We start from the raw sequence: 11,126 nt of genomic DNA, 5'->3' as shown, positions 1-11,126 counted from the left end.
CGTGTTCGACACCGTGCTCATCGCCAACCGAGGCGAGATCGCCATGCGGGTCGCCCGCACCTGCCGCGAGCTCGGCATCCGCGTGGCGGCCGTCTACTCCACCGAGGACCGGGACAGCGCCGTCGTGCGCTTCGCGGACCAGGCCGTGTGCATCGGCCCCGGTCCCGCCCGGCACAGCTACCTCTACCTGCCGGCGATCATGGAGGCGGCCCGGCAGACCGGCGCCGAGGCGGTCCACCCCGGCTACGGCTTCCTCTCCGAGCAGGCCGACTTCGCCGAGGCGTGCGAGGCCGAAGGGCTCGTCTTCGTCGGCCCTCCGCCGTCCGTTATCGATCGGCTCGGCGACAAGTCCACCGCTCGGGCCGCGATGGCCGACGCCGGCCTGCCGCTGCTGCCCGGCACGATCGAACCCGTCAGCGACGCGGAGGCCGTCGCCAAGGTGGCCGCCGAGATCGGCTACCCCGTCATCGTCAAGGCTGTCGCGGGCGGCGGCGGGCGGGGCATGCAGGTCGTCACCGAGCCCGACGACCTGCCACGCCAGTACCGCGAGATCCGCAGCACCGCCCAGTCGCTGTTCGGCGACGACCGGGTCTACGTCGAGCGCTACCTGCCGGCCGCCCGGCACATCGAGGTGCAGGTGCTCTGCGACAGCCACGGCAACGGGCTGCACCTCGGCCAGCGCGACTGCTCCGTGCAGCGGCGGCGGCAGAAGATCATCGAGGAGGCACCGGCCCCGGGCCTGCCGCGCGGGCTGGTCGAGCAGATGGGCCACGCGGCGGTGCGCGGCCTGCTCGCCGCCGGGTACGTCGGCGCCGGCACCGTCGAGTTCCTCGTCGACGACCAGCACCGGTTCTACTTCATGGAGGTCAACTGCCGGATCCAGGTCGAGCACCCGGTGACCGAGCTGACCCACGGCGTCGACCTGGTCCGCGAGCAGCTGCGGATCGCGGCGGGCGAGCCGCTGGACGTCTCGCAGGAGGAGCTCACGGCGCGCGGCTGGGCCATCGAGTGCCGCATCAACGCCGAGGATCCCGACCGCGACTTCATGCCGACCCCGGGCCGGCTGACCGGCCTCGCGCTGCCCGCCGGGCCGTTCGTCCGCGTCGACACGGCCGCGGTGGCCGGCGGGCGCATCTCCGCCGCGTACGACCCGCTGCTCGCCAAGATCTGCGTCTGGGCGCCGGACCGCCCCCAGGCGATCGCCCGGATGCGTCGGGCGCTCGCGGAGCTCTCCGTCGAAGGTCCCGGGGTGCGGACCAACCGCGACTTCCTGCTGACCGCACTGGACCACCCGCAATTCGTCGCCGGAACCCACGACACGTCGCTCGTCGGCCGGCTCACCGATCCGCAGACACGGGAGGAATCATGAGGTTCACCATCGACGACCTGATGCAGCTGCTGGTCAGCAAGGTCGGGCTGCCCTCTGACATGCGCACGCAGGACCCGAGCAAGACGTTCGGCGACCTGGGGCTCGACTCGCTCGCGTTCCTCCAGCTGCAGTCGGAGCTTCAGGACGCGTACGGCTTCGAGCTGCCCGACGACCGCCCGCTGGCCTTCAGCGTTGGCGACATGACCGCCGCCATCAACGAGCGGCTTTCGCGTGACGAGGAGCCGGCGGCATGAGTGCACCCACCATTGGCCACGTGGACAACGAGATTCTGATCAACGCGCCGTTCGACGTCGTCTGGGACGCCACCAACGACGTCGAGAAGTGGCCCGAGCTGTTCACCGAGTACGCGACCGCCGAGATCATCGAGCGCTCCGGCGCGACGGTCCGGTTCCGGCTCGCCATGCACCCGGACGAGAACGGCAAGGTGTGGAGCTGGGTCTCCGAGCGCACCCCCGACAAGGCCGCCAAGCGGGTCGTCGCCCGCCGCGTCGAGCCGGGTCCGTTCGAGTTCATGAACATCGAATGGCTGTACGAGGCCGAGGGCAGGAACGCCACCCGGATGCGCTGGATCCAGGACTTCCGGATGCGGCCCGACGCGCCGATCGACACGGCCGCGATGACCGACCGGATCAACGCCAACACGGCGATCCAGATGGACGTCATCCGCGACAAGGTCGAGCGGATGGCCCTGCACGGCATCGGCGGCCCGAGCCAGGCCCGGCCGGCGATCCGGACGGTGTCCATCGAGGACGTGCCCAGCAACCGGCGGCGCGGCGGCGACATCCGCACGATCCTGTCGCCGGCCACCGTCGGCTCGACCTCGGGCTTCATGGGCACGCTGCGCCTGCAGCCGGCCGAGGTCGTCACCGAGCACTGGCACCCGTACTCGGAGGAGTTCCTGTTCTGCGTCGAGGGCGAGATCACCGTGCGCCTGGACGGCCGGGAGCTGCCGCTGAGGGCCAACGAGGGCGTGCACATCCCGATCGGCGTCAAGCACCGGCTGATGAACGACGGCGCCGCACCGGCGTTCCTGGTCTTCACGCTCGGCCCGCTGGCCCCGCGCCCGGAGCTCGGGCACGTGGACACGGAGGCGCTGCCCGGGAGCACGCCGTGACCGGGAGGCGCACCGTGGTGACCGGCGTCGGGGTGGTCGCACCCGGCGGGGTCACCCGCGCCGCGTTCTGGGACCTGCTGACCGCCGGGCGCACGGCGACGCGGCGGATCTCGTTCTTCGACCCGGCCGACTTCCGTTCCCAGATCGCGGCCGAGTGCGACTTCGACCCACGCGCGGCCGGGCTGACACCGCAGGAGATCCACCGCAACGACCGGTTCGCCCAGTTCACCCTGGTCGCCGCCGACGAGGCCCTGGCCGAGAGCGGCCTGGACCTCGGTGCCACCGACCGGGACAACGTCGCCGTGAGCATCGGCAGCGCGGTGGGTGCCACGACCCGGCTCGAGGACGAGTACGTCAACGTCAGCGACCACGGCCGCAACTGGCACGTCGACGAGCGCTACGGCAGTCGGTTCCTCTACCAGGCGCTGGTGCCGAGCAGCGCGGCGACCGAGGTGGCCTGCCGGTTCGGCGCGCACGGGCCGGCCGCGGTGATCTCCACCGGGTGCACGTCGGGCCTCGACGCGATCGGGCACGGCCACCAGCTCATCGAGGACGGCGAGGCCGACGTGGTCATCGCCGGCGCGGCCGACGCGCCGATCTCGCCCATCTCGATGGCGTGCTTCGACGCGATCCGGGCCACCTCCGCGCGCAACGACGACCCGGAGCACGCCTCCCGGCCGTTCGACGCGACCCGGGACGGCTTCGTGATGGGCGAGGGCGCGGCCGTGCTCATCCTCGAGGAGCTCGAGCACGCGCGCCGCCGCGGTGCCGAGATCTTCTGCGAGGTGGCCGGCTTCGCCAACCGCAGCAACGCGTTCCACATGACGGGGCTGCGGCCCGACGGGCTGGAGATGGCGGAGGCGATCACCGACGCCCTCGACCAGGCTCGCCTCGACCCGACCGCGGTCAGCTACGTCAACGCGCACGGCTCGGGCACGAAGCAGAACGACCGGCACGAGACCGCGGCGTTCAAACGGAGCCTCGGGCAGCACGCGTACGACGTGCCGGTCAGCTCGATCAAGTCGATGGTCGGCCACTCGCTGGGCGCGATCGGCGCGATCGAGCTCGCGGCGTGCGTGCTGGCGATCCGCTACGGCGTGGTCCCGCCGACCGCGAACCTGGAGAACAAGGATCCCGAGTGCGACCTGGACTACGTGCCGAAGAACGCGCGCGAGCAGCGCGTCGACGTCGCGCTGTCCGTGGGTAGCGGATTCGGCGGGTTCCAGTCCGCCGCGGTGTTGCGGAGGTGGTCGTCGTGAAGCGGGCCGTCGTGACCGGGATCGGCGTCGTCGCGCCGAGCGGTCTGACCACCGAGGACCACTGGCGCTCCACATTGGCCGGTGAGCGGCACGTCAGCGAGCTCGACGGCATGCTGGTGGGCCAGGTGCCGGGCTTCGCCGCCGAGGGCGCCGTCGACCCGCGCCTGATCATCCAGACCGACCGGTGGACCTGGATGTCGCTGGCGGCGACGCGGCAGGCGCTCGACGACGCCAAGTACGACCCCGCGGCGCACGACCCGTACGCCACCTCGGTCGTGCTGGCCAGCGGCTCCGGCGGCAACGAGTTCGGCCAGCGGGAGATCCAGGCGCTGTGGAGCAAGGGACGCCGGGCCGTCACCGCGTACCAGTCGATCGCCTGGTTCTACGCCGCCAGCGTCGGGCAGACCTCGATCCTGCACGGGACCAAGGGTCCCAACCAGGTGCTGGTCTCCGAGGGCGCGGGCGGGCTGGACAGCCTGGGTGCCGCGCGCCGGGTGATCCGCCGTGGCACGCCGACGGTCATCGCCGGCGGCACCGAGGCGCCGCTGTCCCCGTACGCACTGGTCTGCCAGCGCACCAGCGAGCGGCTGTCGGCGACCGGCTACCGGCCGTTCGACGCCGACGCGGACGGCCACGTGCCGGGCGAGGGCGGCGCGGTGCTGATCGTGGAGGACGCCGCGGCCGCTGCCGAGCGCGGCGCCCAGCAGATCTACGGCGAGATCGCCGGGTACGCCGCGACCCACGACGCGCACCACCCGGAGCGGCCCGCGCCCGACTGCGCGCAGCTCGTGCGGGCCATGCGCAAGGCGCTCGCCGACGCCGGCGTCACGCCGGACGACGTCGGATTCGTGTTCGCCGACGGCGCGGCCACGCCCGCGCTGGACGCCCTGGAGGCGCGGGCGATCCGCGAGGTGTTCGGCCGGCCGGTGCCGGTCACGGCGCCGCAGGGACTCATCGGGCGGCTCTGCTCCGGCGGCGGCGCGCTCACCGTGGCGACCGCGCTGCTGGCGCTGCGCGACGGGATCGTGCCGGCGGTGGGCAACCTCGCCCGCCCGGGTCACGACCTCGACCTGGTGCGCGAGCCGCGCCAGCTCGCCGCCGACGTGGTGCTCGTCAACGCCCGCGGCTTCGGCGGTTTCAACAGCTCCATCGTGCTCAAGCGCTATCGGGAGGAAGGGCTCCGCGATGCCGGATGAGGGTTCAGTGCGGACGATCCTGAGGATGCGGGCCAGGGAGGGCTGCGTCGAGGCCTTCGAGGCCGCCTGGCGGGTCGCCGCCGAGGAGATCAGCCGCACGCCGGGAAGTCTGCGCCAGGAGCTGATCCGGGACGCCGACGATCCGCGGACGTTCCTGATCGTGAGCGACTGGCGCGACCAGGAGGCACTCGACGCGTTCGGGCCGAGCGCCGCCCGCGAGCAGCTCACGGCCGCGCTGCGCGACCTGCGCGAGTCGGGTGAGAAGAACACGTACGAGGTGCTCCAGGCCGTCGTCGGCCGGGGTCCCGGGATCCGCGTGCGGGTCACCGTCACCGTGCCCGAGGGCGAGGAGGCCGCGTACGAGAAGGCCTATCGCAAGGTCGCCGAGCGGATGCGCGGCACGCCCGGGCACGTCCGCGAGGAGCTGCTGCGCGAGCCCGGCACCGGGACGTACCACATCTTCGCGGAGTGGCGCGACGAGGCGTCGTTCGACGCCTGGACCGACGACCAGTCCCACCTGGACCAGACGGCACCGCTGATCCAGTACATCTGCGAGAACTTCGAGCGGGCCACGTACCACATCGTGGCGCGGCCCGAGGAGAGCCCGCAGCCGGGCGCGGGCGTGGTGCACGCGCCGCCGCGGCCGGTCGCCCAGGTCGAGCCCGTCGCGCCGAAGCCGGCCACCGTGGTCAAGGAGCGGGCCGCGGTGGACAGTTCGACCGACGTGATCGTCGTGGGTGCCGGCCCGGCCGGGCTGACCGCGGCGATCGAGCTGGCCCGGCGTGGCGTCGCGTGCCGGCTCGTCGAGAAGCGGCCCGACGCGGCCGGCACCGCCGACAAGGCGATCGGCGTGCAGTGCCGGACGATGGAGATCTGGGAGCAGCTCGGCATCGTCCGCGAGGCGATGGACGCGGGCATCTGGCTGCACGGCCAGACCGTGTTCGTCAACGGCCGCCAGACGCACCAGGTCGACTGGGACCTGCCCGACCTGCCGTACGCGCACGTCGGCCTGCCGCAGTACGAGACCGAGACCATCCTCACCAAGTGCCTGGCCGGGCACGGGGTGCGGGTCGAGCGGGGCACCGAGCTCAAGGAGTTCACCCAGGACGCCGACGGGGTGACCGCCTACCTGGTCGGGGCCGACGGCCGCGCGGAGACCGTGCGGGCGCAGTACCTCGTCGGCGCCGACGGCGCCCACAGCACCGTGCGGCAGAAGCTCGGCCTGACCTTCGAGGGCGGCATGGGCATGTTCCCCCAGCTGTTCATGCTGGGCGACGTCGACCTGGACTGGTCGATGCCGGAGGGCCACCTGCTGCGCTTCATCCACGTCGAGGACGACGAGATGAAGGGCATGCTGGTCTGCGTGCCGCTCAAGGGCCGCAACCGCTACCGGGTGGCCACCCTCGCGCCGCCGCGGCTGCAGGCCGAGATCGGCTCGAACCCCATCCCGCCGGGCTTCTCGGCCGAGTACGACCCGCCCTCGCTGGCGGACATCCAGGTCGTCCTGGACGAGCTCGCCCCGGAGGCCACGACCGCCAGCAACCTGCGCTGGTCGTCGATCTTCCGGATCAAGCACGGCATCGTGGACCGCTACCGCGAGGGCCGGGTGTTCGTCGTCGGTGACGCCGCGCACCTGCACCCGCCTGCCGGCGGACAGGGCATGAACACCGGCATCCAGGACTCCTGGAACCTCGGGTGGAAGCTGGCCCTGGCGGTGAACGGCGACGCCGCGCCCGCCCTGCTCGACAGCTACGAGGCCGAGCGCCGGCCCGCCGGCAAGGCCATCGTCGACCGCGCGGTGAAGATCGCGTTCACCGACGAGATGGACATGGACGACGAGCGGGAGCAGTTCCTGCTCGAGATGCAGATGACGCTGAGCTACGCCGGCAGCCCGCTGGTCGGCGCGCACGGTGATGGCTTCGACGGCGGGCCGCAGCCCGGCGACCGGGCGCCCGACGCGCACGACCTGCGGCGCTTCGGGGTCGGCCACCCGACGCGGCTGTTCGAGCTGACCCGCGGCACCGCGCACACGCTGCTGGTGCACGCGGACGGCGCGACGCCGCAGGAGGAGTACGCCGGCTTCGAGAAGCTGGCCGAGAAGGTCCGCGGGTTCGTCAACATCTACGTGCTGGCCAGCCCGGACGCCGCGGTCCCGGAGGGTCTCGACGTGCCGGTCCTGCGTGACGCCTCCGGCACGTTCCGCGCCGCGTACGGCCTGCGCGGCACGGGCGCCTACCTGATCCGCCCCGACGGCCATGTCGGGTTCCGCAGTTCGCCGGTCGCGGCCGAGGCGCTCGACGCACACCTTTCCGGGATCTTCGCTCTAGGGGGAGACGCATGAACCGCACCGTGATCGTCGCCAAGATCCAGCCCGACGCACAGCAGTCGGTGGCCCAGATCTTCGCGGCGTCCGACGCCACCTCGCTCCCGCACGACCTGGGGGTGAAGACCCGCTCGCTCTACTCGCTCAACGACCTCTACCTGCACGTCATCGAGTTCGCCGACGACCCGACCGAGGCGCTGCGCAAGGGTCCCGGGCTGGCCGGGTTCAAGCAGATCAGCGACGACCTGCGGGCCTACATCAAGCCGTACGACCCGCAGACGTGGAAGTCGCCGCAGGACGCGGTGGCCCGCGAGTTCTACCACTGGCGGGGCTAGACCTCGACCTCGGCGGGCGTCCCTTCGGGGGCGCCCGCTTCGGCGTCCCGAACCGCCTCCTCCACCGCGCCGGCGAGCCCGAGCCGCTCGCCCTCGCGCCGGCTCCGGTCGTAGCGCTCCTCCCCAGGCGCTCCCGGAGCTCCGCGGAGCCGGGGCCGACGGTCGGCCAGGGCGGCACGTACGCCCGCATCCACAGCTTGCCCGACGGGGTCCGGCACGTGGCCGAGCTCGTCGTCGACGCGGGCGGCGACCCGCTTCGCCTCGTCGAGATGCCGCCCGGCGTCCACCGGGTCACCCGACCGAAGGCGATCATGCCGAGCCGGCAGTGGAAGAGACTGACCAGCCAGAGCCGGTTGCCGCGCACCGCCAGCTCGTACGCCTGGCCGAGCAGCTCGCGTCCGCGGTCGATGTCGCCGGCACGGGCGGCGTAGCTGCCGAGCGGGCCGAGCGCGTGCGCCTCGGCGACGTCGTCACCCGCCGCCCGGGCGAGCTCCCGTGCCTGTTCGAAGGTGGTGCGGGCCTCGTCGTCCTGGCCCGAGACGTAGGCCATGGCGGCGACGACCAGGGCGCGGCCGCGAGCGGCCGGTGGCAGGGCGTCCGGATCCACCAGGACCCGCCGCAGGTAGCGCACGCCTTCGTCGATGTAGCCGCGGCGCCACCAGAACAGCCAGACGGCCGAGCAGACCTCGACGGCCTCCAGCCGCCGAGCCGCCGGGTGATCTCCAGAACCGCGGCGGCGTTGTCGTCGGTCAGGACGAACCGCCGGTCGGCGGCCCGCGCCCGGTCCACGAAGAGCCGGACGGCGCTGAACCGCCTCGCGCTCGGCCGCCAGCTCCGTGAGCGTCGTGCTGACGAACACGCGGGCGCGCTGGTCCGGCGTCAGGATGACCCGGCCGGAGGTGCTCCCCGTCACCCGCGTGCTGCCTCGTCGATAGCCCCGCGCAGCCCCAGTCGCTCGCCCTCGCCCCAGGCGTGGTCGAAGGGCTCGTCACCGAGCTCCGCACGGATCGTCCCGAGGTCCGGGGCGGCGACGGGCCAGGGTGGCACGTACGCCCGCATCCACAGCTTGCTCGACGGCGTCTGGAAGCTCGCCGCGGCGGCCGCCAGGACCACGGACCGGACCAGCCGGCCGTCCGCGCCGGCCAGGTCCGCCAGCGCGGCGAGGAACAGCCCCACACTGGCCTGGTCGCCGCTGCGGGCGGCCAGCCGCAGGCCGGCCATGAGACTCTCGTGCGAGCCGGCAGTGTCGCCGTCCGCCGACCGCACGACGGCGGCTGTGTAACGGGCGACCACCATGCCGAGCTCGTCGCCACCCCGCGTGGAGACCCGCACCGCGTCGTCGAGGTGACGACGGGCTGCCACCTGATCGCCCTGCCGGAACGCGATCATCCCGAGCCGGCTGTGGAACAGGCTGATCAGCCACTGCTCGTCGCTGTCCCGCGCCAGCTCGTACGCCTCGTGCAGCAGCCGGCCGGCTCGCTCGTGGTCACCGTCGCGGCTCGCGAAGGAGCCGAGCGGGCCGAGGGCGCGGGCTTCGGTGACGGGATCCCCGGCGGCCCGGGCCAGCTCCCGCGCCTGCTCGAAGTCGGTCCGCGCCTGGTCGTCCTGGCCGGACACCAGCGCCATGGCGCCCGATGCCACGAGTGCCCGGCCGTGCGCCTTCGGCGTGAGCCGCTCGGCGCCGTCGAGGATGCGGCCGATGTAGCGCGCGGCTTCGTCGACGTAGCCGCGCTGCCACCACAGCGGCCAGATCGCCCACCCGATGCGGAGTGCCTCATCCGGCCGGCCGGAGTCCACGAGCCATTCCGTCGCCGCGCCGAGGTTGGGGTGCTCGCGGTCGAGCCGGTCCAGCCACACAGGCGAGTCGACGGTGTTGAGATAGGGCGCCGCGTGCACCGCGACGTGCAGGAAGTGGGCGGCGTGCCGGTCGCGGACCGCGGTCATGTCGTCGTCGCCGGCGAGGCGCTCCAGCGCGTACAGGCGGACGCTGTCGACCATCCGGAAGCGGTCCTGCTCGTCCGGCTCGACCAGCGCGGCGTCCACAAGGGACTCCAGTGCCGCGAAGACGTCGAACGACTCGTCGGCGCACACCGCCTCGACCGCGGCGAGGTCGAACCCGCCCGTGAACACGCCGGTGCGGGCGAACAGCCGCCGCGCGTCCGGTGGCAGCAGCTGGTAGCTCCAGGCCAGCGTGTCGCGCACGGTCCGCTGCCGGGCCGGCAGGTCGCGCTGGCCGCCGGTCAGCAGGCTGAGCTGGTCGTCGAGCAGGGCGGCGATCGACGCGGGCGGCAGCAGTGGCACCCGGGCCGCGGCCAGCTCGATGGCCAGCGGCACCCCGCCGAGCCGGCGGGTGATCTCCAGCACCGCTTCGACGTTGTCGTCGGTGAGCGCGAACCGCCGGTCCGCGGCGCGGGCGCGGTCCACGAAGAGGCGCACAGCGCTGAAACGCTGGATGAGCGTGGCCGGATCGGCGCGGGTCGACGCGGGCGCCGAGCGCAGCGGTGGGACGCGGTAGACCCGCTCGTCGGTCAGCCGCAGCGGGGCACGGCTGGTCACGACCGCGGTGACGCCGGGCGCGGCACGCAGCAATCCGGCCAGTCCCGGTGCGGCGCCCGCGACGTGTTCGAAGTTGTCGACGACGAGCAGCATCCGCTTGGCGCGCAGGAACGACTCGACGTCGTCGAACGAGCCCGCGCCCTCGGACGTACGCAGCCGAAGCGCGCGGGCGAACACGTCACCGACGCCGTCGACGCCGCCCGCGGTCGAGAGGTCGACGAACCGCACACCGTCGGGATACTCGGACGCGACCCGCTCGGCGAGCGCCGTCGCCAGCCGCGTCTTGCCCACCCCGCCGGGGCCGGCCAGGGTCAGCAACGGCACACGCTCCTGGGTCAGCCGGGAGGTCAGCAGGTCGAGCTCGTGCTCGCGACCCACCAACGGGGTGCGGGCCGACGGGACGTGCAGGACCTCTCCGGGTTCGCCGGCGCGCGCCTGCCGGGTCTGGTGGAACCGGTCGGAGAGCAGCGCGGCAAGGTCCCGCTCGACGAGGCCACGCAGCTCCTCGGGGGTCCGGAAGCGGCGGCGGACGACGTCGAGGTCCGCCGCGGCCTCCGCCAGCAGGTCGGCCAGCCGCGGGTCCCGACCCGGCGCCGGCTCCTTCACGTAGACCAGCCGCGGCAGGCCGCGCGCCAGGCGGAACTCGTCGGCCAGCCCGGAGATCGTCGAGTCCGGCCCGATCCAGCCGTAGCTCTCGTCGTAGATGCCGACGAAGATCTGGCTCTGAGCGAGGTACGAGCGGTAGACGTCGCGCGGTGCGTGCGGGCGGGCGCCGGCCTCGAACATCACCGTCACCAGGTGCAGCCGGGCCACCGCCTCCCGGACCGCCTGACGCTCGGCCGCCAGCTCCGTGAGCGTCGAGCTGACGAACACCCGGACCCGCTGGTCCGGCGTCAGGATGAGCCGGTCGGACGTGCCCCCCGTCACACCGGTCCGAACATCCCCCACCAGGC

9 protein-coding genes and 1 pseudogene are annotated in these 11,126 nt (G+C 73.1%); 8 read left to right on the top strand and 2 right to left on the bottom strand.

All coding sequences use genetic code 11. The features are described 5' to 3' along the window. The first annotated feature begins 1 nt into the window (after position 1). From AB0J88_RS22940 to AB0J88_RS22905, 8 genes and pseudogenes are all read left to right on the top strand, one after another. A complete protein-coding gene (locus tag AB0J88_RS22940; protein WP_364359266.1) occupies positions 2–1,369 on the top strand; it encodes an acetyl-CoA carboxylase biotin carboxylase subunit in 1,368 nt (455 codons plus the stop codon). Next, complete coding sequence (locus tag AB0J88_RS22935) at positions 1,366–1,623, top strand: acyl carrier protein (RefSeq protein WP_364359268.1); 258 nt, start codon at positions 1,366–1,368, stop codon at positions 1,621–1,623. Before AB0J88_RS22940 ends, AB0J88_RS22935 begins: the two co-directional genes overlap by 4 nt. Continuing rightward, a pseudogene (locus AB0J88_RS22930) lies at positions 1,620–1,961 on the top strand (SRPBCC family protein); the annotation flags it as partial. The gene AB0J88_RS22935 and the pseudogene AB0J88_RS22930, both read left to right, overlap by 4 nt. Before the next feature lie 111 nt (positions 1,962–2,072). Then, a complete protein-coding gene (locus tag AB0J88_RS22925; protein ID WP_364359370.1) occupies positions 2,073–2,504 on the top strand; it encodes a cupin domain-containing protein in 432 nt (143 codons plus the stop codon). Then, positions 2,501–3,763 carry a beta-ketoacyl-[acyl-carrier-protein] synthase family protein gene (locus AB0J88_RS22920; RefSeq protein WP_364359271.1) on the top strand — a complete coding sequence of 421 codons (1,263 nt, stop codon included), beginning with the start codon at positions 2,501–2,503 and terminating at the stop codon, positions 3,761–3,763. Before AB0J88_RS22925 ends, AB0J88_RS22920 begins: the two co-directional genes overlap by 4 nt. After that, positions 3,751–4,959: a beta-ketoacyl synthase N-terminal-like domain-containing protein gene (locus AB0J88_RS22915; RefSeq protein WP_364359274.1), complete on the top strand. Its 1,209-nt coding sequence runs from the start codon at positions 3,751–3,753 to the stop codon at positions 4,957–4,959. The genes AB0J88_RS22920 and AB0J88_RS22915 overlap by 13 nt, the downstream gene beginning before the upstream one ends. Next, positions 4,949–7,300 carry an FAD-dependent oxidoreductase gene (locus tag AB0J88_RS22910; RefSeq protein ID WP_364359277.1) on the top strand — a complete coding sequence of 784 codons (2,352 nt, stop codon included), beginning with the start codon at positions 4,949–4,951 and terminating at the stop codon, positions 7,298–7,300. The genes AB0J88_RS22915 and AB0J88_RS22910 overlap by 11 nt, the downstream gene beginning before the upstream one ends. Continuing rightward, a complete protein-coding gene (locus AB0J88_RS22905; protein ID WP_364359280.1) occupies positions 7,297–7,617 on the top strand; it encodes a TcmI family type II polyketide cyclase in 321 nt (106 codons plus the stop codon). Before AB0J88_RS22910 ends, AB0J88_RS22905 begins: the two co-directional genes overlap by 4 nt. Here AB0J88_RS22905 and AB0J88_RS22900 read toward each other — a convergent pair. Together AB0J88_RS22900 and AB0J88_RS22895 are read right to left on the bottom strand one after the other, a co-directional pair. Then, the gene (locus AB0J88_RS22900; protein ID WP_364359283.1) at positions 7,541–8,530 is read right to left on the bottom strand and encodes a hypothetical protein; all 990 of its coding nucleotides are present in this window, start codon (positions 8,528–8,530) and stop codon (positions 7,541–7,543) included. The genes AB0J88_RS22905 and AB0J88_RS22900 overlap by 77 nt on opposite strands. Then, a complete protein-coding gene (locus tag AB0J88_RS22895; protein ID WP_364359286.1) occupies positions 8,527–11,121 on the bottom strand; it encodes a DUF4062 domain-containing protein in 2,595 nt (864 codons plus the stop codon). Before AB0J88_RS22895 ends, AB0J88_RS22900 begins: the two co-directional genes overlap by 4 nt. Positions 11,122–11,126: the final 5 nt, after the last annotated feature.

This window comes from Asanoa sp. NPDC049475 (genome assembly GCF_040676915.1).
In the GTDB taxonomy this organism is placed as follows: domain Bacteria; phylum Actinomycetota; class Actinomycetes; order Mycobacteriales; family Micromonosporaceae; genus Asanoa.
Note: the sequence above shows the minus strand (reverse complement) of the source record. Positions and strands in the feature narration are given on the sequence as shown.

Bases quoted from the DNA above. Each gene is read 5' to 3' on its own strand.
- AB0J88_RS22935 (WP_364359268.1), top strand. From the start codon at position 1,366: ATGAGGTTCACCATCGACGACCTGATGCAGCTGCTGGTCAGCAAGGTC.
- AB0J88_RS22925 (WP_364359370.1), top strand. From the start codon at position 2,073: ATGGCCCTGCACGGCATCGGCGGCCCGAGCCAGGCCCGGCCGGCGATC.
- AB0J88_RS22910 (WP_364359277.1), top strand. From the start codon at position 4,949: ATGCCGGATGAGGGTTCAGTGCGGACGATCCTGAGGATGCGGGCCAGG.
- AB0J88_RS22905 (WP_364359280.1), top strand. From the start codon at position 7,297: ATGAACCGCACCGTGATCGTCGCCAAGATCCAGCCCGACGCACAGCAG.